The organism is Geobacillus sp. PLS 41 (assembly GCF_056494105.1).
In genome coordinates this window covers 2,843,232-2,867,404 of record NZ_CM151395.1, presented here as the reverse complement: position 1 = coordinate 2,867,404, position 24,173 = coordinate 2,843,232, and the positions used below count along the sequence as shown (strand labels likewise).

Sequence of the window (24,173 nt, the reverse complement as noted above, 5' to 3'; positions counted from 1 at the left end):
TGAAAGGGTGAACAAATGTGACGCCGACGTTTCGGCTGCAAAAAGTGCTGGCGATGAAAGAAAAAGAAAAAGAAAAGGCGCTTGGCGAATACGAGGAGGCGGTCCGCCGGTTTGAGCAGGCAGCCGAAACGCTTTACCGCCTGCTCAAGGAAAAAGAAGAATGCGCGGCGGCTCGGGATGAACAGCTTCAAGCCGGCCTGTCCGTTGGAGACATTCGCCTTAGGCTGCAATATATGGCGAATTTAGAGCGGATGATCGACCATTATCAGCTCGTCGTCATGCAGGCGCGCGAGCAGATGCAGCGCCGGCAGCAGCGTTTGATGGAATTGAATATCGAAGTGAAAAAATACGAAAAAATGCGCGAGCGCATGAAGCGGTGGGCCGAGCAGCTTGAGAGGGAAGCGGAACGCCGCCTGCTCGATGAAATGGCGGTTCAACGTTTTGCAAGGCAAGGAGAGGTATAGATGGCGGAGAGCAAAGTTGAACAGGAAATGCAGGCGAGTTGGTGGCAATGGCTGTTGTTTGTCATTGTCATTCCGAGTGCGTTTGCCGCCTCCTTTCTGTTGTTGATTTTAAACATTGCCGGCGTTGATGTGGCCAAGGCGGCAAAGCAGTGGACCATAAAGGCGCCGTTTGTCTCCGAGTGGATCAACTGGAGCAAAAGGGAGAAAGCTTTGCAAAAAACGATTGAAGCTCAGCAGCAGACGATCAACCAGCAAAAACGAACGATCGCCGACCAACAAAAGCAAATCAAGCAGTTGAAAAACGAATTGGCGGCAAAGGAAAAGGAAATCGCCCAGCTGTCTGCGCCAAGCGGGAAAACGGACGCTCAGGCTGAGCCTGGTGACGAGCCGGCCTTGACGGAAGAAGATGTCGTCGGCATGTATGACGCCATGTCGGAAAAACAGGCGGCGGCGATTTTAGCGGAACTGCCTGAGAGCGAAGCGCTCCGTGTACTGAGCCAGATTGACGGCGACAAAGCGGCAGCCATTTTGGAACAAATGCCGGCTGGGCAGGCGGCGAAACTGTTGGCATCGTTAAGTAAAAGGGCGATGGGGAAGGAGGCGGCCGAATGAAAGTAACGATCACAGCAAACGCGCCGCTATCGGCAGGCGCTATGGCGGTGAAAAAAGAGGCGGAAAACGCAAACGTGTTTGCGGCGTTGCTTGCTGATAAGCAACAAGAGTTATTGCCCGCTGGGGCAGAGACTAGCTTGCTTCAAGAGGAGTCGAGCAAAAACAAAGAGCCAGATTGGCAAAATGGTGGAATGGAAACGGGCGCAGCCGGACAACCATCTTCAGCGGAAAAGAAGCCGGCGCAAATCGAATCATTGTGGCTTGCCCCTTCCCTCGTGGCTGCTTGGGCTGTCGCTCCAATTTCGGCAGCTGCAGGCGCGCCGCTTTTAGCGGCGGATCAGCAGGCGGAAGGGAAAACGAGTGATCATGGGACATTTCCGTTTGTCGGTGCGATGAATGGTGAAGAAACGATTGCCGCTCAGCCGGCGGCCGATGAAGCGGGATTGGAACGTGCGTTCATAACCGACGGACAAAAACGTGGTCATATCGATGCTGAATCGGGTTCGCCTTCCAGCGGAAAAACCGGGATGTTTCCACTGCTCCTGAGCGACGGCGACCAGCGCCCGTTCCGTGAGCAGGGAGGCAACAGGGCGGTTGTCGCGCTGCCGAACGGAGTTTCTTCTGTGCGACCGGCTGGCGAAAAAGACGTTTCGCTGCCAAAAAGGGGGGACAAGGGGCAGGGCGGCGAGGCCGCTCCTTCGTTCACTACTCCTCCTGCGCTTTTATCACCCTCCTTTTCATCTGTCGGGTTGGTCGGCGAGATGCCGGCGTCAGCTGGCGGAAGCGTCGCTGATCAAGTCGCCCACGCGCTAAGGTCGGCGCGGTGGATGAAGCTTCCAAACGGTGTCATGCAGCTTGTCATCCGTCTGCATCCGGAACATCTCGGGACGGTGACGGTGAAAATGACAGAGGAAGGTGGAAAGCTCGCCGCCAAGCTGCTCGTGGCGAACGACGCGGTGAAAGAGTTGCTCTACGCTCATTTGCCGCAGCTTGCTCAGCAGCTTGATGCGAGTTCCATCACGGTCGAAAAATGGACCGTTTGGTCGGATTATGACAGCCCCGCGATGCCGCCATATTCCGGAAACCGCCAAGGAGGGCAGCAGCAGGGCGAATCGCGGCAAAAACAAAAGCGGGAGCCATCATCTTCCTTCCCGTTTGCGCTAGACGGGATCGAAGCTGACGCATAAGGGGGAAAAGAACGAGGATGACAACGAATGCGATTGACGGGAGCTTATGGCTGACAAACGCGGTTCAGCCGGAACGGAAAACGGGCAATCAAATTTTAGGAAAAGACGATTTTCTCAAAATTTTGCTCGCTCAGCTCGAAAACCAAGACCCGCTCAATCCGATGGAAGATAAAGACTTTATCGCGCAAATGGCGAGCTTCTCTTCGCTTGAGCAAATGATGAACATCGCCAATTTGATGCAGCAATGGATGCAAGCGTCAAGCCGCGATGCGCTTTTGCGCTACAGCGAATGGATCGGCAAAACGGTGCACTGGCAAGACGGCGAGACGACGATGAGCGCCGTCGTTCAATCGGTCATGCAAAAAGACGGCCAAGTGACTCTTGGGCTTGATAACGGGACAACGATTGCCGCGGATGCGGTCGTGAAAGTCGAACAAAAAGGATAAAAAGGGGAGAGGAAACCGATGCTTCGTTCCATGTATTCCGGAATCGGCGCCATGCGCAACTTTCAAACGAAGTTGGATGTCATCGGCAACAACATTGCCAATGTCAATACGTACGGGTTTAAAAAAGGACGAACGATTTTCAAAGATTTGATGAGCCAGACGATTTCGGGAGCAAGCGGACCCAATGCCGGTGCCGGCCGCGGCGGGACGAATCCAAAGCAGGTCGGGCTCGGTTCGCAGCTGGCGGCGATCGACACCGTCCATACGCAAGGCAGCTTGCAAACGACCGGCCGCGTGCTCGATTTGGCGATTTCAGGAGATGGATTCTTTATTCTCGGCGAGTTGAATAATGGAAATCTTATAAATCCGTTGTTTACGAGAGCAGGAAATTTTTATTTAGATAAAGAGGGATATATTGTCAATACCGATGGCTTATATTTAGTTGGTGAAGGATATGAGAACGGGGCATTTACGGGAAAACGGGCTCGAATTCAAATTCCAACTAATGCGAAAAGCGTCAGCATCGGCGCTGATGGGGTTGTGAACTATGTAGATGCGGTTGGAAACTTGCAAGTGGCAGGGAGAATTCGACTGGCCAAGTTCCCCAACAATGATGGTTTAGAAAAAGTAGGAGGAAATTTATTTAGAGAAACAGCCAACTCAGGCACAATCATCAATCCAAATAATCAAAACGAATGGATTGCCTACTCGCCTCAAGAAAGCGGAGCGGGCTCAATCGTCTCCGGCGCGCTTGAGATGTCCAACGTCGACCTTGCTGAGGAATTCACGGAGATGATCGTCGCCCAGCGCGGCTTCCAGGCGAATACGCGCATCATTACGACATCGGATGAAATTTTGCAAGAGCTTGTCAACTTGAAAAAATAGAATAGGAGGTAGGGCGTGAGCGGCGTCTTGCGCCTGTTGCCCGATGATTTCGTTAACGAAGCTCAACGGCAAACGGTTTGTGCTCAATGCGTTGTACATCGAACAAATTGAAGCGTTTCCTGATACGACCGTGACGCTGACGAACGGAAAAAAATTCGTCGTTCGCGAAACGGTCGAGCAAGTGGCGGCGCGAGCGAGCGAATTTTACCAGCAGCTTGGTGTGTTTCGCTTACCGAAAGCAGGAGGATTGGACCGTGAAAGGGAATAAAGCAATCAAAACGATGATCATTGTGCTGGCGGTCATCGCTTTGGCTGGAACGGCGGCGCTTGTCGCGGTGATGAAGATGGGGCATGCGGAAAAACAAGGGGCGCCAAGCGCTGACGAACTGGCGGAACGATCGATCGATATTCCGGAAATGACCACCAATTTAGCAGACGGACGTTATATTAAAATCTCATTTAAAATTGAAACAGACAGCGATCAAGGAAAAGAAGAGGCGGAGAAACGCGATTTTCAGATGAAAGACGTGATCATCGAGCAACTTTCGCAGATGAAAGCGGCCGACTTTAAAGGAAAAGAAGGGCTGACGGCGCTGAAAGAGAGGCTGAAGCGCGAGATCAACGGATTGATGCAAGAAGGGAGAGTGGAGAACGTCTACATTACCTCTTTTATCCTCCAGTAGCCCTGTCATTGGAAGGGGGGAAGATGAAATGACGGCCGGGGAAGTATTGTCGCAAAGCGAAATTGACGCGTTGCTCGCGGCGCTTTCTGCAGGGGAGATGAGCGCGGAGGAGCTGAAAAAAGAGGAGGAAGGCCGACGCGTCAAAACGTATGATTTTCGGCGGGCGCTCCGGTTTTCCAAAGATCAAATCCGCAGCCTGACGCGCATTCATGAAAATTTCGCCCGTCTGCTGACAACGTTTTTTTCCGCCCAGCTGCGAACATATGTGCAAATTTCGGTCGCATCGGCCGACCAAATTCCATACGAAGAATTTGTCCGCTCCATCCCAAAAATGACGATCATCAATGTCTTTGAGGTGCCGCCGCTCGGCGGGCATGTCCTTTTGGAAGTCAACCCGAACATCGCTTACGCCATGCTTGACCGGGTGATGGGCGGGCGCGGCGTCGGGATGGATAAAGTGGAGCATTTGACTGAGATTGAAACACGCATCATGTCCAATTTGTTTGACAAGGCGTTTGTCCATTGGCGCGACGCTTGGGAATCGGTGGCGGAAGTCGACCCGCTCTTTGTCGATTTTGAAGTCAATCCGCAGTTTTTGCGCATGATTGCGCCGAACGACACCGTCGTCGTCATTTCGCTCAACACGCAAATCGGCGAAGCGCGCGGCATGATGAATGTGTGCATTCCGCATGTCGTCTTGGAGCCGATTATGCCGCGGCTGTCGGTTCATTACTGGATGCAGGCGCAAAAAAAGGAGCGTTCCCCCGAGGAAGCGAAACGGATCGAACAGCGCATCCGCGCGGCAAAATTGCCGATTATCGCTGAACTGGGAACGGCGGTCATCACGGTCAATGAATTTCTTCAACTCGAGGCCGGCGACGTCATTCAGCTCGAGCAGTCGATTCATGAGCCGCTCGTGGTCAAAATCGGCCATATTCCAAAGTTTATCGGCCAGCCGGGGAAGCGGAACAAAAAGCTGGCGGTGCAAATTTTAGCGATGATCGAGGGGGACAAAGACGACCATGATGAATGATGGAATGTTGTCGCAGGATGAAATTGATGCTTTGTTGCGCGGAATGGACAGCGACGGACATATTCCGGCGCTTCATGATATTCTCTCTCCACTTGAGCAGGACGCCCTTGGGGAAATCGGCAATATTTCTTTCGGCAGTTCGGCCACTGCACTGTCGATGTTATTGAACCAAAAGGTGGAAATTACGACGCCAAGCGTGTCCATGATCGAGCGCACAAGCGTCGCTGATGAATTTCCGCAGCCATATGTCGCCATCCAAGTCAACTATACGGAAGGGCTGCTCGGGACAAATTTGTTGGTCATTAAACAGAAAGACGCGGCGATTATCGCTGATTTAATGCTTGGCGGCGACGGAACGGCGGCCGATGGTCCGCTCGGAGAGATTCAGCTGAGCGCTGTTCAAGAAGCGATGAACCAAATGATGGGCTCAGCGGCGACGTCGATGTCGACCGTCTTTGGCAAGCGGGTTGATATTTCCCCGCCGACGCTCCACCTGCTTGATTTGGCGGAAGGAAAAGGGATGGAATATTTGCCGGACGAAGATTTTCTCATTAAAGTGTCATTTCGGCTGAAAATCGGCGAGTTGATCGACTCAAGCATTATGCAGCTGTTGCCGATCGATTTCGCGAAAGAATTGGTTGCCCAATTGCTCGGCTCGCCGCTTGAGGAGCCGGGGGCTGCGGAAGTTAACCTCAAGTCGTCGGCGGACGCGCGGCCGTTTAGCGAGCCGCAGCCTGTTCCGACTTACGCTCAGGCGAACGGCGGTGCGGCCGTTTCAGAAGCGGCGAGCCGCTCGACGGATGGACCGCCGGCTGGGCGCGCGGACAAGGAGAGGGAGGGTGCAGCCGCTCGGCATATTCAAACCGCCGATTTCGTCGAGTTCGATGCCCCGCCGCTTGCGGCAACGGAGGCGCGCAATTTGGAGCTGCTGTTTGATGTGCCGCTGCAGGTGACGGTTGAACTCGGGCGGACGAAGCGGTCGGTGCAGGAAATTTTGCAGCTGTCGACTGGATCGATCATTGAGCTCGATAAACTGGCCGGCGAACCGGTCGATGTGTTTGTCAACAACAAGCTGATCGCGAAAGGCGAGGTTGTCGTCATCGATGAAAATTTCGGCGTCCGCATCACGGACATCATCAGCCAAAGCGATCGGCTAACACGGCTAAAATAAACAGGCGTTTGGGAGGTAAGGGGACATGGCAAGAGTGCTTGTCGTTGATGATGCGGCATTTATGCGCATGATGATTAAAGACATTTTGACGAAAAACGGACATGAAGTCGTCGCCGAAGCGGCCGATGGACGGCAGGCGATCGAGAAATACAAGGAAACGCGGCCCGATGTCGTGACAATGGATATTACGATGCCGGAGATGGATGGGATTGCGGCGCTCAAGGAAATTAAAAAAATCGACAGCAATGCCAAAGTCATTATGTGCTCCGCGATGGGGCAGCAGGCAATGGTGATTGATGCCATTCAAGCCGGGGCGAAAGATTTTGTGGTCAAGCCGTTCCAAGCCGACCGCGTCATCGAAGCGATCAACAAAACGATCGGGTGAGCGATCAGAGGTGGAAACGATGGCAATTTGGCGCTGGGCGGCCGTTTTGCTGGCAGCAGCCATTGCTTTGGGGCCGACGCCGGCATCGGCCGCCCAAAGCCCCACGGTCGCCGACTGCCTGCAGCATCCCGATTCATGCGGGCCGTCAGCTCCTTCCGGGCAGCAGACAAACCAAACAGCGAATCAAGCCGCTGATGCGGTTTCCGCTTCCGATGTGCTTCGGCTCATCGGCGCGACCGCCTTTGTCCTCATTCTCCTTTATGCGGTGTTAAGGTGGATGTCCCGCCGTCAGTCGTTTGTTTCAAGCCAAAAGGGTGTCATCGAACATCTCGGCGGGACGAGCGTCGGGACGAACCGTTCTGTACAGCTCATTAAAGTCGGCCGTCGGCTGCTCGTCATCGGTGTCGGCGATTCGATTCAGCTGCTTACGGAAATTGAAGACGAACAAGAAATGAATGAGCTGTTAGCGCAGCATCGCGAGCGGTTGGAACGAATGGCGGAGTTCGGCCGGCTTGGCTCCTTCCTTCGAGGCGAGTGGACGGGGAAATCAAAGCGGAAAAACGGTTTGCCGCCGTCGTTTTCGACGCTGTTGGCTGAGGAGATGAAGCAAATGACTGAAAAACGGAACGAGTGGCTGAAGCGGCTGAAAGGGAAAGGAACGGCGGGCGATGAGTGAATTTGTCCATATGTTTGATTCGATGGCTCCCGAGCACGTGTCGACAGCGGTGAAGCTTCTTCTGCTGCTCACCGTTTTGTCGATCGCACCCGGCATTCTCATTATGATGACATGTTTTACCCGCATCGTCATCGTTTTGTCGTTTGTGCGTACGGCGCTCGGCACGCAGCAGATGCCGCCGAACCAAGTGCTCGTCGGGCTCGCCTTGTTTTTAACGTTTTTCATTATGGCGCCGACTTGGAAAGACATCAACGATCAGGCATTGCAGCCGCTGTTTGCCGACAAAATTGACTTGGAGGAGGCGTATGAACGGGCGGCTGTTCCGCTGAAGCAGTTTATGAGCCAATACACAAGGCAGGAAGATTTGGCGCTGTTTTTATCATACAGCGGCGCCAAACAGCCGAAAACGATCAACGACATCCCGATGACCGCGCTCGTGCCGGCGTTTGCCATCAGTGAGTTGAAAACGGCGTTTCAAATGGGCTTTATGATTTTTATTCCGTTTTTAGTCATCGACATGATCGTCGCCAGCGTCTTAATGTCGATGGGGATGATGATGCTGCCGCCAGTGATGATTTCGCTGCCGTTTAAAATTTTATTGTTTGTCCTTGTTGATGGCTGGCATTTGGTCGTCAAATCATTGTTGCAAAGTTTTCAATAAAGATAGGTGGCGTTTATGAGTGCCGATTTCATCATCCGCCTTGCTGAACAAGGCGTGTATATCGTGCTTGTCGTCTGCGGGCCGCTCTTGTTGTTGTCCCTTGCCGTCGGGCTTGTCGTCAGCATTTTCCAGGCGGCGACGCAAATTCAAGAGCAGACGCTCGCGTTTGTGCCGAAAATCGTCGCCGTCTTGCTTGGACTTGTGTTCTTTGGGCCGTGGATGCTCTCGAAAATGGTGTCGTACGCGCACGATATTTTCAACAATCTTGCTTCGTTTATAGGTTGATCGGCGATGGAACAAGCATGGACTTATTTTCCGGCGTTTTTGCTCGTCTTTGTCCGCGCCGCTTCGTTTTTCGCGGCGATGCCGTTGTTTTCCTACCGGACCGTGCCGGCTTCGTATAAAGCCGGATTGGCGTTTTTGTTCAGCTGGCTGTTGTTTTTGGCGATGCCCAAACCGGTGTTGGCGCTTGACGGCGTGTATGTATTGCTTGTCGTAAAAGAAGCGCTCGTCGGATTGGCGCTTGGGCTGCTGGTAGCGATCCTCATGGCGGCGATGCAAATCGCCGGCGGCTTGATCGATTTTCAAATCGGGTTTGCCATCGCCAACGTCATCGACCCGCAAACTGGAGCGCAAAGCCCGCTGCTTGGCGAATATCTTCATTTGCTGGCGCTTTTGCTTTTGCTTATGCTTGACGGGCACCATTTGCTGCTTGACGGCATGTTTTACAGCTATCATTGGTTGCCGCTTGACCGCCTGCCGCACGTTGCTGACGGTCGGGCGGTGGAATACGCGGTGCGGGCGTTTGCTGCGATGTTCGCCGCCGCTGTGCAAATGGCCGCCCCGCTTGTCGGATCGCTCTTTTTAGTCGACGTGGCGCTTGGCATCATCGCCCGCGCGGTGCCGCAAATGAACATTTTCGCGGTCGGCTTTTCCGCCAAAACGGCGGCGGCGTTTTTGCTCCTGTTGGCGGGGATTGGGACGATATTGCTTGCGGCGCGCAGTGTATTTCACTTCATGTTTGCCTCGTTGCGCGAGTTGATGCGGCTGTTGGGGGGCGGATAAGATGGGCGAGTGGCGGCTCGATTTGCAATTTTTCGCTGGGGAAAAAACGGAAAAGGCGACGCCTCGCAAACGGCAAGAAGTGCGGGAAAAAGGACAGGTGGCCAAAAGCGGTGATGTCGTCTCCGCTTCCGTGTTGCTTGCTTCATTTCTTGCTTTGTCCTTGGCGGGGGCGTACGAGCGGGACGGTCTGCTGCGGTTGTTCGCCCGCGCCTTGTCCGATTCTGCCTCCCCTTCGTTGACGGTTGACTCGCTTCACCGGCTGTTTCTTGACTGGCTTTCCCATGCATCCTTGCTTTTGGCGCCGCTGTTCGCCGCCGCAGTGCTGGCGGCTGGGTTGGCCAACTTTTTGCAAATCGGCGCCTTGTTCACCGTTGAACCGTTAAAAATGGATGGGAACCGCCTCAATCCCGTGCAAGGAATGAAACGGCTGTTTTCGTTGCGCGCCTTGGTCGAGCTGTTGAAATCCGTGTTAAAAGCTGGAATCATCGGTGCGGTCGTGTTTGCGGCGCTGTTGGCCGAACGAAGCGAGCTTGCGGCGCTCGTTTCCAAGACGCCGGGTGAGGCTTTGACTGTCGTCGGCGGCTTGACGGTGAAAATGGGGCTGTACGCCGCGGGGGCGCTCTTGTTTTTAGCGCTGTTTGATTACTTGTATCAGCGGTTTGAATTTGAAAAAAGCATCCGCATGTCCAAACAGGACATTAAAGATGAATACAAAAAGACGGAAGGCGATCCACTCATCAAATCGCGCATCAAGCAAAAACAGCGTGAGATGGCGATGAGGCGGATGATGCAGGAAGTGCCGAACGCGGATGTCGTCATTACCAACCCGACGCATTACGCCGTTGCCCTCAAGTATGAAGACGGCAAGATGGAAGCGCCAGTCGTCGTCGCGAAAGGGGCGGATTATATGGCGTTGAAAATCAAGGAAGTGGCGAAAACCCATGGCGTCGTGACGGTCGAAAATCGCCCGCTTGCGCAGGCGCTCTACCGCCAGACGGAAGTCGGCGACATGATTCCAGAGGCGTTTTTTAAGGCAGTGGCGGAAATTTTGGCGTACGTCTATCGGCTCAAAGGAAACGTGTAGCAACAAGGAGAGAAAACCATGCAAGCGCAAATCAAAGATTTATCCGTATTGTTTCTTGTCGTGCTCATCGTCGCCATGCTCGTCATCCCGCTGCAGACATGGCTGTTGAGCGTCTTGATCATCATCAATATTTCCCTTGCCTTGCTTGTATTGCTGACGGCGATGAACACGAAAGAGCCGCTTGAGTTTTCCATTTTTCCGTCATTGCTTTTAGTGCTGACGCTGTTTCGGCTCGGGCTGAATGTGTCAACCACCCGCTCGATTTTAAGCAAAGGGGAGGCGGGCGGCGTCGTTGAAACGTTCGGAACGTTCGTCGTTGGCGGCGATGTTGTCGTTGGGTTTGTCGTGTTTTTGATTTTGGTCATCATCCAGTTTGTTGTCATCACCAAAGGGGCGGAGCGCGTCTCGGAAGTGGCGGCCCGCTTTACGCTCGATGCGATGCCCGGCAAACAGATGAGCATTGACGCCGATTTGAACGCCGGCATGATTTCGGAGCAAGAAGCCCGAAAGCGGCGGGAAAAAGTGGCGCAAGAAGCCGACTTTTACGGAGCGATGGACGGGGCAAGCAAATTTGTGAAAGGCGACGCCATCGCCGGCATCATTATCGTCGTCATCAACATGTTGTTTGGCATGGTGATCGGCGTTGTGGAGAAAGGAATGGATATAGGGGAGGCGGCAAAGCGCTACACGCTTTTGACGGTCGGCGACGGCATCGTCAGCCAAATTCCGGCGCTGTTGATTTCCACGGCGACCGGCATCATCGTCACCCGGGCGGCGTCGGACAGCAACTTGAGCGGCGATATTATGCGCCAGCTGTTCGCGTTTCCGAAAATGTTGTACGTCACGGCAGGAACGATTTTCCTGCTCGGCTTGTTTACGCCGATCAACGACTTGTTGACGATGCCGATTGCCGGGCTGCTGGCGCTTGGCGGCTACCGATTTATCGAGCGGCAAAAGCAAGAAGAAGCGGCATTGGCCGCTCCGGAAGAGGAGGCGGCGGCCGCCGACGAATTGAAAAGCCCGGAAAGCGTCATCCAACTGCTGCATATTGATCCGATTGAATTTGAGTTCGGCTATGCGCTCATTCCGCTCGCTGATGCCAATCAAGGCGGGGATTTGCTTGACCGGATCGTCATGATTCGCCGTCAGCTCGCGCTCGAGCTTGGCATTGTCATCCCGGTTGTGCGCATTCGCGACAACATCCAGTTGCAGCCGAATGAATACCGGATCAAAGTGAAAGGAGAGGAAGTGGCGCGCGGCGAGCTGCTGCTTGACCATTATTTGGCGATGAGCCCCGGAGTTGACGATGATTCGATTGATGGCATTGACACCATCGAGCCGGCGTTTGGTCTGCCGGCGAAATGGATTTCCGAGACCGTCAAAGACCGGGCGGAAATGCTTGGCTATACAGTCGTCGACCCGCCATCGGTCGTCTCGACACACTTAACGGAGGTGCTGAAAGCCCATGCCCACGAACTGCTGGGGCGTCAGGAAACAAAACAGCTGATCGATCATTTAAAAGAATCGTATCCGGTGCTTGTCGACGATGTGACGCCGAATCCGTTGTCTGTCGGCGACGTGCAAAAAGTGCTCGCCAAGCTGCTGAAAGAGAAAGTGTCGATCCGCAACTTGCCGCTCATTTTTGAGGCGCTTGCCGATTTTGCCCGCCTGACCAGCGACACCGATTTGTTGACGGAATACGTCCGCCAAGCGTTGGCGCGGCAAATCACCTCGCAGTACGCCGTGCCGGGCGAGCCGCTGCGCGTCATTACGCTGTCGGGCAGGGCGGAAAAAACGATCGCCGACGCCGTGCAGCAAACCGAACACGGCCGCTATTTGGCGCTCGAGCCGGCGCGGGCGCAGGCATTTGTGGAAGCGGTCGCCGCGGCGCTTGAACGCTATCCGTTCGCCGGCCAGACGCCGATTTTGCTCTGCTCCCCGGCGGTGCGCATGTACGTCCGACAGCTGACCGAGCGCCATTTTCCGACTGTTCCGGTGCTGTCGTACAACGAGCTTGAAGCGGATGTCGAAGTTCAAAGCGTGGGGATGGTGGAAATCGAATGAAAGTGAAAAAATTTGTCGCCCCGTCCATGAACGAAGCGATGAAAATGGTTCGCGCCGAACTTGGCCGCGACGCCGTCATTTTGCACTCGAAAGTCGTGCAGACCGGCGGATTTTTCGGTCTGTTTGCGAAAAAAAAGATCGAAGTGTTGGCCGGCGTTGATCCGGATCCACTGCCGCTGCGTCAGCCGAGTGCCGCCGCGTCTTTGACGCGTCAGCCGAGTGCCGCCGCGTCTTTGACGCGTCAGCCGAGTGCTGCGTCCTTTGCCCCTTTGCCGGCGGCCGAGCGGGAGGAAGACGGCTCGCTTGCCCGTGAGATCGAGGAAGTCAAGGCGCTCATCCGTCAGTTCAACGCCCGCTCGTCTTCGCTTTTGTATCCTCCACCGCTTGCGGAAGCGGAACGGCGCCTCGTTCGGCAAGGGATGGCGGATGTGTACGTCCGCCAAGTGATGGATCGCCTGCTTGAACGGTGGTATGCCGACAAAGACGGCCGGTCGCCCGCTGCGGTCTCCGCCTGGACGAAAGAAGCGGTGCGCGATCTATTGTCGACGCTTCCGTTTGTCAAAACGGCGGAGCAAAAAAAGTATATGATTTTGCTTGGTCCGACCGGGGTTGGAAAAACGACGACGCTCGCCAAAATGGCAGGGCGCGCCGTCCTCGAGCAAGGGAAAAAAGTCGGGTTCATCACGGTCGACACGTACCGGATCGCCGCCATCGACCAACTGAAGACGTATGCCGACATTTTGCACGCTCCGTTGGAAGTATGCTACAATGCCGACGATTTTCGGACGGCGAAGCGGAAATTGGCCGGCTGCGATCTCGTGTTCGTCGATACGGCTGGCCGCAACTTCCGCAATCCGCAATACGTGGATGAACTGCAGCAAACGCTCGAGTTTGACAGCGAAACGGAAACGTTTCTTGTATTCGCCGCCACGGGAAAGTATGACGATATGAAAACGATTTACAACCACTTTTCCCACCTGCCGATCGATCGGCTGATCGTGACGAAGCTCGATGAGACGGACTCGTTTGGAACGATCGTCAATGTGTTGCTTGACAGCCGGCTTGCCGCCGCCTATTTCACGAACGGGCAAAATGTGCCGGACGACATGGTGGAAGCGTCCGCAGACCGGCTCGTTCATCTGCTGTTTGGGGCGGAGCGATGGTGAGCGATCAAGCAGAACGGCTGCGCTATGAGCTGGGCCGCCGGCGCCAGCCGGCGGCGGGGCCGCGGACCATCGCGGTGACGAGCGGGAAAGGCGGAGTCGGCAAGTCAAACCTTTCGCTCAATTTTTCGCTGTCGCTCTCGAAGCTCGGGTTTCGCGTCTTGCTGCTTGATATGGACATCGGCATGGGCAACATCGACATTTTGCTCGGCCAGTCGTCGCCATTGACGCTTTCGGATTGGTTTTCCGCGCGGTTGCCGCTTTCCGAGCTGGTAAAAAGCGGACCGGAGCATCTATCGTATATTGCTGGGGGGACGAGCGCCGCGCAATGGTTGAGTGTCGATCGATCCGCTATCGACTATTTGTTGGCCGAGCTGCAGACGGTGGCGTCGCGATATGATTATCTCATTTTCGATATGGGGGCGGGTGCCTCAGAAGAACGATTGTATTTTTTAAAGTCCGTCGACGATGTGTTTATTGTCACGACGCCGGAGCCGACCGCGATGATGGATGCGTACGCCATGATGAAATATATGCACACCGCCGGCAGCGAGGCTCCGTTTTCCGTCATCGTCAACCGCGCCGGCAGCGAGCGGGAAGGATATGGCGTCTTTTCGCGCCTGCAGCATGCCGCCAGTCGGTTTTTCCATAAAGACATCGCCTTGCTTGGCGTCGTTCCTGAAGACCGGATGGTCGCGCGCTGTGTCGTCCGGCAAACGCCGTTTGTTCTCTTTGATCCAGCGGCGAAGGCGAGCCGGGCAGTGCGTCAAATGGCGTGCCGCTATGCGGCGGGAGGAGAAAAAGAGCCGGAGCGGGCTCCCCGCTTTTTTGCGAAGCTGCGTCAACTTTTGCTAGAAAGGTAGAGACGGAACATGAAGACGATCAAGGTGCTTGTCGTCGATGACTCGGCGTTTATGCGCAAATGGATCAGTGATTTTTTGTCCGAACATCCGCGCCTCGAAGTCATCGGAACAGCTCGCAACGGCCGGGAGGCGCTCGAGAAAATCGCCGCCCTAAGGCCGGATGTCGTGACGCTTGATGTGGAAATGCCGGTCATGAACGGACTCGAAACGTTGCAGCGCATCATGCGGGACCATCCCGTGCCGGTCGTCATGGTGTCAAGCACGACGACCGAAGGGGCGGAAAACACGATCGCCGCCATGCAGTACGGGGCGGTCGACTTTGTCGCTAAGCCGTCCGGACCGATTTCGCTCGATTTGTACAAAGTGAAAGACGAGCTGATTGGCAAAGTGCTGCACGCGAGCGAAGCGAACGTGGCTGCCTTGACTGCCCCGCGCCGCCAACATCCGTCTTGGCGCCCATCGTTCAAAGCGGCGGCGCGGCCGCAACAGGCCATCGTCGCGATCGGCACTTCCACCGGCGGCCCGCGCGCGCTCGAGACGGTGCTGACGCAGCTTCCGCCCGATCTAGCCGCTCCGGTCGTCGCTGTCCAGCATATGCCCAAAGGATTTACGACATCGCTCGCCAACCGGCTTGATGCGCTTGCCGCGATCACGGTCAAGGAGGCGGAAGACGGGGAAGTGCTGCAAAATGGCACCGCCTATATCGCGCCAGGCGGCGTCCATCTCATCGTTCGCGAAGAAGGCGGCGCGCTTAAAGCCCGTTTCGACGAATCGCCGCCGCGCGCCGGCCATCGTCCGGCTGTTGACGTGTTGTTCGAGTCGCTCGCTGCCATTCGCCTCTGTCGGAAAATCGCGGTGATCATGACCGGGATGGGAAGCGACGGAACAGCGGGGTTGAAAAAGCTGAAGGAAAGCGGGAACACAAAAGCGATCGCGGAAGCGCGCGAGACAGCCGTTGTCTTTGGGATGCCAAGAGCGGCGATCGAGGCTGGCGTCGTTGATGTCATCGTTCCGCTTGACAGCATCGCCGCTGCCATCGTCCAATTGATCGGGGAGTGAGGGGGAAACGGCATGGACATGAGCCAATATTTGGATTTATTTATTGATGAAAGCAAAGAGCATTTGCAGGCGATCAACGAGCGGCTGTTGGAACTTGAAAAAACTCCGGAGGACATGTCTGTGGTGAATGATATTTTCCGTTCGGCCCATACGTTGAAAGGCATGTCCGCCACGATGGGGTTTGAAGATTTAGCCAATTTGACGCACCAAATGGAAAACGTGCTCGATGGCATCCGCAATCGGCGGCTTTCCGTTACCCCGGAATTGCTTGACGTCATTTTTGAGGCCGTCGACCATTTGGAGGCGATGATCAGTTCCATCGCTGCAGGCGGCGACGGAACGCGCGATGTAAGGAGAACAGTCGAACAGCTGAAACGAATCGAGCAAGGGGAGATGCCGAACAAGCAGGCAGCAAGAGAAGAACCGCCCCTTGAACATGCGTATGGGGAATTTGAATACCATGTGCTCGAGCAGGCGAAGGAGCAGGGATTTTCCGTCTACGAAATCCGCGTTCGGCTTCGCGATGATTGCTTGTTGAAAGCAGCGCGCGTCTATATGGTGTTTGAACAGCTGAATGAAGTCGGAGAAATTGTGAAAGCAACGCCGCCGGTCGAGATGCTGGAGGAAGAACAGTTTGACCGGGAGTTTCTCGTTACGGTTGTATCCAAAGCGCCAGCCGATGAGTTGCAAAAGCGGCTGATGGGCATTTCGGAAATTGATGACGTCAAGGTGTCTATGCTATCGAGCAATGAACCGTCGGCAGAAAGCGAGAAAGCGGCTGCGCCCCAACAACCGGCCGCTATGGAGCAGGCGGCGGCCGTTCAGGCCGAAGCGGAGGCGCCGGAAAAACAAACAGCGAAACAGGCGACGAAAACGATCCGCGTCAACATTGAACGGCTCGATCGGTTGATGAACTTATTTGAAGAATTGGTTGTCGACCGCGGTCGGCTTGAGCAAATTTCCCGCGAACTGAACCATGCCGAATTGACGGAAACGGTCGAGCGGATGTCTCGCATCTCGAGCGATTTGCAGACGATCATTTTAAATATGCGCATGGTGCCGGTCGAAACGGTGTTCAACCGCTTCCCGCGCATGGTGCGCCAGCTCGCCCGCGAGCTCGGCAAAAAGGTGCGCCTTGACATCATCGGCGCGGATACCGAGCTTGACCGGACGGTGATCGATGAAATCGGCGACCCGCTTGTCCATTTGATCCGCAATGCGCTCGACCACGGCATCGAAGCGCCGGACGTCCGGGTGGCGCGCGGAAAGCCGGAAGAAGGGACCGTTCAATTGCGAGCGTACCATAGCGGCAACCATGTCTTTATTGAAATCGAGGATGACGGCGCCGGCATTTCCCGGGAGAAGGTGCTGCAAAAGGCGAAAAGCCGCGGCATTGTCTCGCCGCAGGCGGCGGAGCATTTGAACGATCAGCAAATTTACGAGCTTATTTTCGCTCCCGGCTTTTCGACCGCTGAGCAAGTTTCTGACATTTCCGGCCGCGGCGTCGGTTTGGATGTCGTCAAAAGCACGATTGAGTCGCTCGGCGGCACCGTTTCGGTCGATTCGCAGCCTGGAAAAGGGTCGCTCTTTTCGATTCAGCTGCCGCTCACATTGTCGATCATTTCTGTGTTGCTCGTTCAAATCGCCGAGGAAACGTACGCGATTCCGCTGTCATCGATCATTGAGACGGCGCTGGTGAAAAAGGAAGAGATTTTTTCCGCCCACAACCAGCCGGTCATCGATTTTCGCGGCAAAATCGTGCCGCTCGTCCGCCTGAAAGACGTCTTCGCTGTTCCTGGAGCAGCCGATGACGGAGATGCGGTGGCGGTCGTGATCGTCCGGAAAGGGGAAAAACTGGCGGCGCTGGCGGTCGACTCGTTTATCGGGCAGCAAGAAGTCGTGTTGAAATCGCTAGGAAACTATTTATCTTCGGTTTTCGCCATCTCGGGGGCGACGATTTTGGGAGACGGCCGAGTGGCGCTGATTATCGACTGCAACGCGCTCGTGAAGTAGGAGATGGCCGTGTCGGTGCGGGGGCGCCTATGGCGTTGATCTGCCGTTTTCAGTGGCATGTCGAAAAAAAGGGGGAGGATTGGATGACGGCCAGCGTGCAAGCAGACTGGAAAGTGATTGCGTTTCGCCTGAAAGAAGAAGAATATGCTCTGCCGGTGCAGCATGTCCGTTCCATCGAGAAAATGCAGCCGATCACGCGCGTGCCGGGGACGGCCCATTATGTAAAAGGGGTCATCAACTTGCGCGGTGTTGTGACGCCGATCATCGATTTGCGCGAGCGGTTCGGGTTTGCCCCCGAACCATATGGGGAACAGACGCGGATCATTATCGTTGCTCTTGAGGATATGGAAGTTGGGCTCATCGTCGATGCCGCGAATGATGTCCTTGATCTGCCGGCGGAAAGCATCGAACCGCCGCCAGAGGCAATTGGCTCCGTTGAGGCAAGTTACATCGACGGCGTGGCGAAAGTGGAGAATCGGCTCCTCATTTTGCTCGATTTGGCGAAAGTGCTCGACCGATAACCCGTGGAGAGGAGCATTGACATTGGACGATATTCGCAACTTGACGGGGATGCATATTGACATTTTGCGCGAAATCGGCAACATTGGCGCCGGCAACGCGGCGACGGCTTTGTCGACGTTGCTAAACAAAAAAATTGAAATGGCGGTGCCGCGCGTTCAAATTGCGACGTTTGCCGAAATGATGGAATCAATCGGTGGACCGGAACAAATAGTGGCGTGCGTCTATTTGCGCATCGAAGGAGAAGCGCCGGGAAACATGTTTTTCGTGCTGCCGCCGGAACAGGCTGAGCGTTTTGTCCGCCGGATGATTGGCGATGACTCGTTTTCGTTTCAAGGAGAAGCCCATGAGCTTGGCTGCTCGGCGCTTCAGGAGCTCGGCAATATTTTAGCCGGCTCGTATTTGTCGGCATTGGCTGACTTTACGCGGCTCAACTTGCACCCGTCTGTGCCGGCATTGGCCATTGACATGATCGGAGCTGTGCTGTCGTTTGGGTTGCTTGAGCTGTCGCGCGTTGGCGATTACGCCATTTTGATTGACACAGCCATTTATGATGAACGGCGCCCGGACGAAAGCATCAACGGCCATTTCTTTCTTCTGCCTGACCCCGAGTCGTTTTCCACTATCTTTCGAGCGTTAGGTGTGGATGGTCTATGAGCACAGCGCAGGCTGTCAAAATCGGCATTGCGGAAATGGAGGTCGTCATAGCGCCGAATGTCATCCGCACGTGCGGGCTTGGGTCGTGCGTCGGCGTCGTCATTTACGATGCAGGCAAGGCGGTTGCCGGCATGGCGCATGTCATGCTTCCGCATTCCTCGATGGCGCGCGGCGGAGTCATCAATGCGGCCAAATACGCTGATACGGCGGTCGAGGCGCTCGTTCAGCTTGTCATGGCCGCTGGCGGGCGGAAAGGGATGCTGAAAGCGAAGCTGGCTGGCGGGGCACAAATGTTTTCGTTTTCGGCAGTTGGCGGCGATATGATGCGCATTGGCGCGCGCAATGTGGAGGAAGTGAAAAAGCAGCTCGAGCGGCTTCACATTCCAGTCGTCGCCGAAGATGTCGGGGGCCATAGCGGCCGCACGATCGAATTTAATCCGCAGACGGGCGTGCTCTCCATCCGCACCGCCGCTCAAGAAATAAAGGAAATATGACTAGGATGCGCCGTTTCCGCAAGGCAAGGGGGAGAAGAATGGGAAGCGCGCTAAAAGGAGAAGAACGGAAATATTGGGAGGAGTGGATCCATGGCCGCGACCGTCACGCGGCCGAGGAGCTGGTGCAGCGCTATATGCCGCTTGTTTTCTACCACGTACAGCGGCTTTCGGCGACGCTGCCGAGCTCCGTGCCGAAGGATGAGCTCGTCAGCCTTGGACTCGTCGGCTTATACGATGCGTTGGAGAAATTTGATCCATCGCGTGATTTGAAGTTCGACACGTACGCCTCGTTTCGCATCCGCGGCGCCATCTTAGACGGTTTGCGCAAAGAAGACTGGCTGCCGCGCAGCATGCGCGATAAGGCAAAAAAAATTGAGGAAGCGATCGAGCGGCTTGAACAGCGGCACATGCGATCGGTGACGGCGAAAGAGATCGCCGCTGAGCTCGGGATGACGGAAGAGGAAGTGCAGGCGGCGGCGAGTGAAACGTTTTTTTCCCATTGGCTGCCGCTCGGGCAGACGACCGTCGACGAAGATGAAGGACTGCTTTCGGTTCGCGACGACCGCGCTCCGCTTCCCGAGGAGCAAATCGTTAAGCAGGAAATGATCGAAAAGCTGGCTGAAGCCATCGGACAGCTGAATGAAAAAGAGCAGCTCGTCATCAGTTTGTTTTATAAAGAGGAGCTGACGTTTACAGAAATCGGGAGCCTTTTGCATTTGTCGACATCAAGAATTTCGCAAATTCATGCGAAAGCGCTTTGGAAACTGCGCCGCTTTTTTGAAAAAGAGCCATGAGGGGAGAGAAAAAGCGATGGACATCCAGCTTCCAGCGTTGCAAAGCGTCATGCCGAAAGCGCCCGACGCGGAAAGGCTTCAAGCTTCGACGCAACAACACTCCTATGCAGTGCAGGCGCAAATGGCAACTGCCGGCCAAAAGCGGGCGGAGCGTGCGCGCCGTCGGGTGACGGATAAACGAACGAGCGCCCGTCTTGAGCAGGAGGCGTCCCGTTTTGGAGGACACCCTTATAAAGGAAAAACGATCGACATTCAAGGATAGTGAACATCATGATGGCATTTTGGCTAACGATCAGTTTGCTGCTGCACGCCTTGTCGTTTTGGTTGATCATTGTGCTTTTCCTTCGCCTGTCGCGGCTTGGCGAGGCGGAGAGGCGGGCCGAGGAGCTCGAGGAAGCCATGACCGCTTATCTCGCTGCTTGGAAGGAAGAAAACGAGCGATTTTTGGCTGAACTTGACTCGTTGCTTGGCAGCGGAGCGGCTCCATTCGTTTCTGCACCGGAAACGAACGATGCGCCCAGTGTGCAACGGGGCGCAAACGGGAAAGAGACGGCGTCCATGCTGGGGGCAGGAGGCGGTGAAATCGGAGGGGGGTTCGAAAAGCGAACAGCGGAAGCAAAAAAGGAGGAAAACGAGCCGGCGGAGCGGGGAGAAACCGAAAAACGCACAGAAACAAGCCGCCCAAGCGCCGCTCCGGGCTATTTCCCAGACATCGGAACGGTCAAGGATGTGCTCGAACTTTCACTCACCCGACCAGCGGACGCGAGTGAGCTTGCTCGCCGCCTATATGCGGAAGGGGCGACGGTCGAGGAAATTGCCAAACAGCTCGGCAAAGGGAAAACAGAAGTCGAGCTATGGCTCAAATTTGCGCAAAAAACGAATCAATAGGCGAATAACAGCTTGATTTGCCGCTTGCAGTTGTGATATATTTTTTCATGGTGTGAATACACACGCCTGATGATTTCAGCAACGGTGCTGGCAACGCCAGTCTTGCTGAAAGATGAGGCAGGCGGAGGACCAAAAACCACTAAGGAAACAGGAGGAGCATACATGTCGGTTATTTCGATGAAACAACTGCTTGAAGCTGGCGTCCACTTTGGACATCAGACGCGCCGTTGGAATCCGAAGATGAAAAAATACATTTTCACGGAGCGCAACGGCATCTATATCATCGACTTGCAAAAAACGGTGAAAAAAGTCGAGGAAGCATACAACTTCGTCCGCGAATTGGCGGCGAATGGCGGCAAAATTTTGTTCGTCGGCACGAAAAAACAAGCGCAAGAGTCGGTGAAGGAAGAAGCGGAACGCTGCGGCATGTTTTATGTCAACCAACGCTGGCTCGGCGGCACGCTGACGAACTTCGCTACGATCCAAAAGCGGATCAAACGGCTGCGTGAAATTGAAAAAATGGAAGAAGATGGGATATTTGACGTTCTGCCGAAAAAAGAAGTCATTCGCTTGAAAAAAGAAAAAGAGCGTCTTGAGAAGTTTTTGGGCGGCATCAAAGACATGAAAGAGCTGCCGGATGCGTTGTTTGTCATTGACCCGCGCAAAGAGCGGATCGCGGTGGCGGAAGCGCGCAAGCTGAACATCCCGATCATCGGCATCGTCGACACGAACTGCGATCCGGATGAAATTGACTATGTCATTCCGGCCAACGACGACGCCATCCGCGCTGTTAAGCTGTTGACTTCGAAAATCGCCGACGCCGTGCTTGAGGCGAAACAAGGCGAAGAAGCGGCCGTCGCAGCAGAGTAACGATGCACAAGAAAGGTGATAAGAGGGGAAAGCCTTTTATCACCTTTTTTTGAGACAGAAATGAGCAACTTTTGGCTATACTAACGAATAAGGGCAAAACGGGAAGCCGCTGCCGGCACCGATACATATACGGGACAATGAGAAGGAGGATTTTTTTATGGCGATTACAGCACAAATGGTGAAAGAACTGCGCGAAAAAACAGGCGCAGGCATGATGGACTGCAAAAAGGCGCTCACCGAAACAAACGGTGACATGGAGAAAGCGATCGACTGGCTGCGCGAAAAAGGAATTGCCAAAGCGGCGAAAAAAGCGGACCGCATCGCGGCCGAAGGGATGGCGTACATCGCGGTGGAAGGCAATACCGCCGTCATTTTGGAAGTGAACTCGGAAACGGACTTCGTTGCGAAAAACGAAGCATTCCAAACGCTTGTCAAAGAGCTGGCCGCCCACTTGCTGAAACAAAAGCCGGCTTCGCTTGATGAAGCGCTCGGTCAAACGATGGACAACGGCTCGACCGTCCAAGACTACATCAACGAAGCGATCGCTAAAATTGGTGAAAAAATTACGCTTCGCCGCTTTGCCGTCGTCAATAAAGCGGACGGCGAAACGTTCGGTGCGTACTTGCACATGGGCGGGCGCATCGGCGTATTAACGTTATTAGCCGGCAATGCGAGCGAAGACGTCGCCAAAGATGTGGCCATGCACATTGCCGCACTTCATCCGAAATACGTCTCGCGCGACGACGTGCCGCAGGAAGAGATTGCGCATGAGCGTGAAGTGTTGAAGCAGCAAGCCTTAAACGAAGGCAAGCCGGAGAAAATCGTTGAAAAAATGGTCGAAGGCCGGCTGAACAAGTTTTACGAAGACGTCTGCCTGCTCGAGCAAGCGTTCGTGAAAAACCCGGATGTGACGGTGCGCCAATACGTCGAATCGAACGGAGCAACAGTCAAGCAGTTCATCCGTTACGAAGTCGGCGAAGGGCTCGAAAAACGCCAAGACAATTTTGCAGAAGAAGTCATGAGCCAAGTCAGAAAACAATGACGGACCGCAACAGGGAACACGCGCGTGTTCCCTGTTTTTCAAAGTGATTCGCATCATGGAGGTTGGACATGGAACAGCCAAAATACAAACGCGTCGTGTTAAAGTTGAGCGGGGAAGCGCTCGCCGGAAAGCAAGGGTTTGGCATTCAACCGGCGGTCATTCAGTCGATCGCCAAACAAGTGAAAGAAGTTGTTGAACTGGGCGTCGAGGTCGCCATCGTCGTCGGCGGCGGCAACATTTGGCGTGGAAAAACGGGAAGCGAAATGGGCATGGACCGGGCGACGGCTGATTACATGGGCATGTTGGCGACGGTGATGAATGCCCTCGCCTTGCAGGACAGCCTTGAGCAGCTCGGTGTGGAAACGCGGGTGCAAACATCGATTGAAATGCGGCAAGTGGCCGAACCGTACATTCGCCGCCGGGCGATTCGCCATCTTGAGAAAAAACGAGTTGTCATTTTCGCCGCCGGCACAGGCAACCCGTACTTTTCGACCGATACGACCGCGGCGCTCAGGGCGGCGGAAATCGAGGCGGACGTCATTTTAATGGCGAAAAACAACGTCGATGGCGTCTACAGCGCCGACCCGAACGTCGACGCCAATGCGGTCAAATACGATGAGCTGTCGTACTTGGACGTCATCAAGCAAGGGCTCGGCGTCATGGATTCGACTGCTTCCTCGCTTTGCATGGACAACAACATTCCGCTCATCGTCTTCTCGATTATGGAAGAAGGCAATATTAAACGCGCTGTGTTAGGTGAAAACATCGGAACGATCGTAAGGGGGAAATAACGATGGCAAAGCAAGTGATCCAACAGGCGAAAGAAAAGATGGATAAAGCGGTGCAAGCGTTCACCCGCGAGCTGGCAAGCATTCGTGCCGGACGGGCGAACGCAGGGCTGCTTGAGAAAGTAACCGTTGACTATTACGGCGTGCCGACGCCAATCAACCAACTGGCCTCCATCAGCGTGCCGGAAGCGCGGCTGCTTGTCATTCAGCCGTACGACAAATCGGCCATTAAAGAAATGGAAAAAGCGATTTTAGCATCGGATTTAGGGCTGACGCCATCGAATGATGGATCGGTCATTCGTCTTGTCATTCCGCCGCTCACCGAGGAACGGCGCCGCGAGCTCGCGAAGCTTGTCAAAAAGTATTCAGAAGACGCGAAAGTCGCGGTGCGCAACATCCGCCGCGATGCGAACGATGAATTGAAAAAACTCGAGAAAAACGGCGAGATTACGGAAGATGAGCTCCGCAGCTACACGGACGAAGTGCAAAAGCTGACCGATGACCACATCGCCAAAATTGACGCCATCACAAAAGAAAAAGAAAAAGAAGTGATGGAAGTATAGGCAAAACCATGCAAACCCTCTATGTTGATGGAGGGTTTTTTTGC

30 protein-coding genes are annotated in these 24,173 nt (G+C 54.7%); all 30 read left to right on the top strand.

Translation table 11 applies throughout. The features are described from left to right. Nucleotides 1-17: 17 nt before the first annotated feature. The 30 genes from fliJ (at nucleotide 18) to frr (ending at nucleotide 24,129) form a co-directional block, all read left to right on the top strand. Nucleotides 18-464 carry a flagellar export protein FliJ gene (gene fliJ / locus ACVX3G_RS14300; RefSeq protein WP_014195451.1) on the top strand — a complete coding sequence of 149 codons (447 nt, stop codon included), beginning with the start codon at nucleotides 18-20 and terminating at the stop codon, nucleotides 462-464. Further along, the gene (locus ACVX3G_RS14295) at nucleotides 465-1,076 is read left to right on the top strand and encodes a MotE family protein (protein ID WP_014195452.1); all 612 of its coding nucleotides are present in this window, start codon (nucleotides 465-467) and stop codon (nucleotides 1,074-1,076) included. Beyond that, entirely contained in the window at nucleotides 1,073-2,263 is a 1,191-nt protein-coding gene (locus ACVX3G_RS14290; RefSeq protein ID WP_025039350.1) for a flagellar hook-length control protein FliK, read from the top strand. Before ACVX3G_RS14295 ends, ACVX3G_RS14290 begins: the two co-directional genes overlap by 4 nt. A 17-nt stretch (nucleotides 2,264-2,280) precedes the next feature. Next, nucleotides 2,281-2,709: a flagellar hook assembly protein FlgD gene (flgD, locus tag ACVX3G_RS14285; protein WP_014195454.1), complete on the top strand. Its 429-nt coding sequence runs from the start codon at nucleotides 2,281-2,283 to the stop codon at nucleotides 2,707-2,709. An 18-nt stretch (nucleotides 2,710-2,727) separates the two neighbouring features. After that, on the top strand, nucleotides 2,728-3,594 hold the full coding sequence (flgG, locus tag ACVX3G_RS14280) for a flagellar basal body rod protein FlgG (protein WP_014195455.1): 867 nt from the start codon (nucleotides 2,728-2,730) through the stop codon (nucleotides 3,592-3,594). Between the two features lie 43 nt (nucleotides 3,595-3,637). Further along, nucleotides 3,638-3,862 (top strand): flagellar FlbD family protein, encoded by a 225-nt coding sequence (locus ACVX3G_RS14275; protein ID WP_014195456.1) that lies wholly within the window; start codon nucleotides 3,638-3,640, stop codon nucleotides 3,860-3,862. Beyond that, complete coding sequence (fliL, locus tag ACVX3G_RS14270) at nucleotides 3,849-4,277, top strand: flagellar basal body-associated protein FliL (protein WP_011230729.1); 429 nt, start codon at nucleotides 3,849-3,851, stop codon at nucleotides 4,275-4,277. The genes ACVX3G_RS14275 and fliL overlap by 14 nt, the downstream gene beginning before the upstream one ends. 28 nt (nucleotides 4,278-4,305) lie before the next feature. Beyond that, nucleotides 4,306-5,310: a flagellar motor switch protein FliM gene (fliM, locus tag ACVX3G_RS14265; protein WP_014195457.1), complete on the top strand. Its 1,005-nt coding sequence runs from the start codon at nucleotides 4,306-4,308 to the stop codon at nucleotides 5,308-5,310. Beyond that, on the top strand, nucleotides 5,300-6,481 hold the full coding sequence (gene fliY, locus ACVX3G_RS14260; protein WP_025039351.1) for a flagellar motor switch phosphatase FliY: 1,182 nt from the start codon (nucleotides 5,300-5,302) through the stop codon (nucleotides 6,479-6,481). Before fliM ends, fliY begins: the two co-directional genes overlap by 11 nt. A gap of 25 nt (nucleotides 6,482-6,506) precedes the next feature. Further along, nucleotides 6,507-6,866: a response regulator gene (locus tag ACVX3G_RS14255; RefSeq protein ID WP_013145750.1), complete on the top strand. Its 360-nt coding sequence runs from the start codon at nucleotides 6,507-6,509 to the stop codon at nucleotides 6,864-6,866. A 19-nt stretch (nucleotides 6,867-6,885) separates the two neighbouring features. Further along, nucleotides 6,886-7,542, top strand: coding sequence for a flagella biosynthesis regulatory protein FliZ (gene fliZ, locus ACVX3G_RS14250; protein ID WP_025039352.1), 657 nt, complete (start codon nucleotides 6,886-6,888; stop codon nucleotides 7,540-7,542). Beyond that, nucleotides 7,535-8,203 (top strand): flagellar type III secretion system pore protein FliP, encoded by a 669-nt coding sequence (fliP, locus tag ACVX3G_RS14245; protein WP_013145748.1) that lies wholly within the window; start codon nucleotides 7,535-7,537, stop codon nucleotides 8,201-8,203. Before fliZ ends, fliP begins: the two co-directional genes overlap by 8 nt. Before the next feature lie 15 nt (nucleotides 8,204-8,218). Beyond that, nucleotides 8,219-8,488 carry a flagellar biosynthesis protein FliQ gene (gene fliQ, locus ACVX3G_RS14240; protein ID WP_011230735.1) on the top strand — a complete coding sequence of 90 codons (270 nt, stop codon included), beginning with the start codon at nucleotides 8,219-8,221 and terminating at the stop codon, nucleotides 8,486-8,488. Between the two features lie 6 nt (nucleotides 8,489-8,494). After that, nucleotides 8,495-9,268, top strand: coding sequence for a flagellar biosynthetic protein FliR (fliR, locus tag ACVX3G_RS14235; protein WP_014195461.1), 774 nt, complete (start codon nucleotides 8,495-8,497; stop codon nucleotides 9,266-9,268). Nucleotide 9,269: 1 nt separating this feature from the next. Continuing rightward, nucleotides 9,270-10,352 carry a flagellar biosynthesis protein FlhB gene (gene flhB / locus ACVX3G_RS14230; protein ID WP_013523406.1) on the top strand — a complete coding sequence of 361 codons (1,083 nt, stop codon included), beginning with the start codon at nucleotides 9,270-9,272 and terminating at the stop codon, nucleotides 10,350-10,352. Between the two features lie 18 nt (nucleotides 10,353-10,370). Continuing rightward, nucleotides 10,371-12,416 (top strand): flagellar biosynthesis protein FlhA, encoded by a 2,046-nt coding sequence (gene flhA / locus ACVX3G_RS14225; protein WP_014195462.1) that lies wholly within the window; start codon nucleotides 10,371-10,373, stop codon nucleotides 12,414-12,416. After that, nucleotides 12,413-13,582, top strand: coding sequence for a flagellar biosynthesis GTPase FlhF (gene flhF, locus ACVX3G_RS14220; protein ID WP_033845468.1), 1,170 nt, complete (start codon nucleotides 12,413-12,415; stop codon nucleotides 13,580-13,582). The genes flhA and flhF overlap by 4 nt, the downstream gene beginning before the upstream one ends. Continuing rightward, on the top strand, nucleotides 13,576-14,442 hold the full coding sequence (locus ACVX3G_RS14215; RefSeq protein WP_014195464.1) for a MinD/ParA family protein: 867 nt from the start codon (nucleotides 13,576-13,578) through the stop codon (nucleotides 14,440-14,442). The genes flhF and ACVX3G_RS14215 overlap by 7 nt, the downstream gene beginning before the upstream one ends. Before the next feature lie 9 nt (nucleotides 14,443-14,451). Continuing rightward, nucleotides 14,452-15,501 carry a protein-glutamate methylesterase/protein-glutamine glutaminase gene (locus tag ACVX3G_RS14210; protein ID WP_021322274.1) on the top strand — a complete coding sequence of 350 codons (1,050 nt, stop codon included), beginning with the start codon at nucleotides 14,452-14,454 and terminating at the stop codon, nucleotides 15,499-15,501. Between the two features lie 12 nt (nucleotides 15,502-15,513). Then, the gene (locus ACVX3G_RS14205; protein WP_021322275.1) at nucleotides 15,514-17,514 is read left to right on the top strand and encodes a chemotaxis protein CheA; all 2,001 of its coding nucleotides are present in this window, start codon (nucleotides 15,514-15,516) and stop codon (nucleotides 17,512-17,514) included. 83 nt (nucleotides 17,515-17,597) lie between these two features. Further along, a complete protein-coding gene (locus ACVX3G_RS14200) occupies nucleotides 17,598-18,035 on the top strand; it encodes a chemotaxis protein CheW (protein WP_011230743.1) in 438 nt (145 codons plus the stop codon). 22 nt (nucleotides 18,036-18,057) lie between these two features. Then, nucleotides 18,058-18,690 carry a chemotaxis protein CheC gene (locus tag ACVX3G_RS14195; RefSeq protein ID WP_014195467.1) on the top strand — a complete coding sequence of 211 codons (633 nt, stop codon included), beginning with the start codon at nucleotides 18,058-18,060 and terminating at the stop codon, nucleotides 18,688-18,690. After that, the gene (locus tag ACVX3G_RS14190) at nucleotides 18,687-19,184 is read left to right on the top strand and encodes a chemotaxis protein CheD (RefSeq protein WP_014195468.1); all 498 of its coding nucleotides are present in this window, start codon (nucleotides 18,687-18,689) and stop codon (nucleotides 19,182-19,184) included. Before ACVX3G_RS14195 ends, ACVX3G_RS14190 begins: the two co-directional genes overlap by 4 nt. A 38-nt stretch (nucleotides 19,185-19,222) precedes the next feature. Beyond that, on the top strand, nucleotides 19,223-19,978 hold the full coding sequence (locus ACVX3G_RS14185) for a FliA/WhiG family RNA polymerase sigma factor (protein ID WP_020278197.1): 756 nt from the start codon (nucleotides 19,223-19,225) through the stop codon (nucleotides 19,976-19,978). Between the two features lie 16 nt (nucleotides 19,979-19,994). Next, nucleotides 19,995-20,240 (top strand): hypothetical protein, encoded by a 246-nt coding sequence (locus ACVX3G_RS14180; RefSeq protein ID WP_011230747.1) that lies wholly within the window; start codon nucleotides 19,995-19,997, stop codon nucleotides 20,238-20,240. An 8-nt stretch (nucleotides 20,241-20,248) separates the two neighbouring features. After that, nucleotides 20,249-20,866, top strand: coding sequence for a hypothetical protein (locus ACVX3G_RS14175; RefSeq protein ID WP_014195470.1), 618 nt, complete (start codon nucleotides 20,249-20,251; stop codon nucleotides 20,864-20,866). Nucleotides 20,867-21,028: 162 nt separating this feature from the next. Continuing rightward, nucleotides 21,029-21,736, top strand: a complete 708-nt coding sequence (gene rpsB / locus ACVX3G_RS14170; protein ID WP_013145737.1) for a 30S ribosomal protein S2 — start codon at nucleotides 21,029-21,031, stop codon at nucleotides 21,734-21,736. A gap of 157 nt (nucleotides 21,737-21,893) precedes the next feature. Next, complete coding sequence (gene tsf / locus ACVX3G_RS14165; RefSeq protein ID WP_011230750.1) at nucleotides 21,894-22,778, top strand: translation elongation factor Ts; 885 nt, start codon at nucleotides 21,894-21,896, stop codon at nucleotides 22,776-22,778. Between the two features lie 68 nt (nucleotides 22,779-22,846). Then, nucleotides 22,847-23,569, top strand: coding sequence for a UMP kinase (gene pyrH, locus ACVX3G_RS14160; protein WP_011230751.1), 723 nt, complete (start codon nucleotides 22,847-22,849; stop codon nucleotides 23,567-23,569). A gap of 2 nt (nucleotides 23,570-23,571) precedes the next feature. Beyond that, entirely contained in the window at nucleotides 23,572-24,129 is a 558-nt protein-coding gene (frr, locus tag ACVX3G_RS14155; protein ID WP_011230752.1) for a ribosome recycling factor, read from the top strand. Nucleotides 24,130-24,173 lie beyond the last annotated feature (44 nt).

Bases quoted from the DNA above. Each gene is read 5' to 3' on its own strand.
- ACVX3G_RS14295 (WP_014195452.1), top strand. From the start codon at position 465: ATGGCGGAGAGCAAAGTTGAACAGGAAATGCAGGCGAGTTGGTGGCAA.
- ACVX3G_RS14290 (WP_025039350.1), top strand. From the start codon at position 1,073: ATGAAAGTAACGATCACAGCAAACGCGCCGCTATCGGCAGGCGCTATG.
- flgD (WP_014195454.1), top strand. From the start codon at position 2,281: ATGACAACGAATGCGATTGACGGGAGCTTATGGCTGACAAACGCGGTT.
- flgG (WP_014195455.1), top strand. From the start codon at position 2,728: ATGCTTCGTTCCATGTATTCCGGAATCGGCGCCATGCGCAACTTTCAA.
- ACVX3G_RS14275 (WP_014195456.1), top strand. From the start codon at position 3,638: ATGATTTCGTTAACGAAGCTCAACGGCAAACGGTTTGTGCTCAATGCG.
- fliM (WP_014195457.1), top strand. From the start codon at position 4,306: ATGACGGCCGGGGAAGTATTGTCGCAAAGCGAAATTGACGCGTTGCTC.
- fliY (WP_025039351.1), top strand. From the start codon at position 5,300: ATGATGAATGATGGAATGTTGTCGCAGGATGAAATTGATGCTTTGTTG.
- ACVX3G_RS14255 (WP_013145750.1), top strand. From the start codon at position 6,507: ATGGCAAGAGTGCTTGTCGTTGATGATGCGGCATTTATGCGCATGATG.
- fliZ (WP_025039352.1), top strand. From the start codon at position 6,886: ATGGCAATTTGGCGCTGGGCGGCCGTTTTGCTGGCAGCAGCCATTGCT.
- fliP (WP_013145748.1), top strand. From the start codon at position 7,535: ATGAGTGAATTTGTCCATATGTTTGATTCGATGGCTCCCGAGCACGTG.
- fliQ (WP_011230735.1), top strand. From the start codon at position 8,219: ATGAGTGCCGATTTCATCATCCGCCTTGCTGAACAAGGCGTGTATATC.
- fliR (WP_014195461.1), top strand. From the start codon at position 8,495: ATGGAACAAGCATGGACTTATTTTCCGGCGTTTTTGCTCGTCTTTGTC.
- flhB (WP_013523406.1), top strand. From the start codon at position 9,270: ATGGGCGAGTGGCGGCTCGATTTGCAATTTTTCGCTGGGGAAAAAACG.
- flhA (WP_014195462.1), top strand. From the start codon at position 10,371: ATGCAAGCGCAAATCAAAGATTTATCCGTATTGTTTCTTGTCGTGCTC.
- flhF (WP_033845468.1), top strand. From the start codon at position 12,413: ATGAAAGTGAAAAAATTTGTCGCCCCGTCCATGAACGAAGCGATGAAA.
- ACVX3G_RS14215 (WP_014195464.1), top strand. From the start codon at position 13,576: ATGGTGAGCGATCAAGCAGAACGGCTGCGCTATGAGCTGGGCCGCCGG.
- ACVX3G_RS14210 (WP_021322274.1), top strand. From the start codon at position 14,452: ATGAAGACGATCAAGGTGCTTGTCGTCGATGACTCGGCGTTTATGCGC.
- ACVX3G_RS14205 (WP_021322275.1), top strand. From the start codon at position 15,514: ATGGACATGAGCCAATATTTGGATTTATTTATTGATGAAAGCAAAGAG.
- ACVX3G_RS14200 (WP_011230743.1), top strand. From the start codon at position 17,598: ATGACGGCCAGCGTGCAAGCAGACTGGAAAGTGATTGCGTTTCGCCTG.
- ACVX3G_RS14190 (WP_014195468.1), top strand. From the start codon at position 18,687: ATGAGCACAGCGCAGGCTGTCAAAATCGGCATTGCGGAAATGGAGGTC.
- ACVX3G_RS14185 (WP_020278197.1), top strand. From the start codon at position 19,223: ATGGGAAGCGCGCTAAAAGGAGAAGAACGGAAATATTGGGAGGAGTGG.
- ACVX3G_RS14180 (WP_011230747.1), top strand. From the start codon at position 19,995: ATGGACATCCAGCTTCCAGCGTTGCAAAGCGTCATGCCGAAAGCGCCC.
- ACVX3G_RS14175 (WP_014195470.1), top strand. From the start codon at position 20,249: ATGATGGCATTTTGGCTAACGATCAGTTTGCTGCTGCACGCCTTGTCG.
- rpsB (WP_013145737.1), top strand. From the start codon at position 21,029: ATGTCGGTTATTTCGATGAAACAACTGCTTGAAGCTGGCGTCCACTTT.
- tsf (WP_011230750.1), top strand. From the start codon at position 21,894: ATGGCGATTACAGCACAAATGGTGAAAGAACTGCGCGAAAAAACAGGC.
- pyrH (WP_011230751.1), top strand. From the start codon at position 22,847: ATGGAACAGCCAAAATACAAACGCGTCGTGTTAAAGTTGAGCGGGGAA.
- frr (WP_011230752.1), top strand. From the start codon at position 23,572: ATGGCAAAGCAAGTGATCCAACAGGCGAAAGAAAAGATGGATAAAGCG.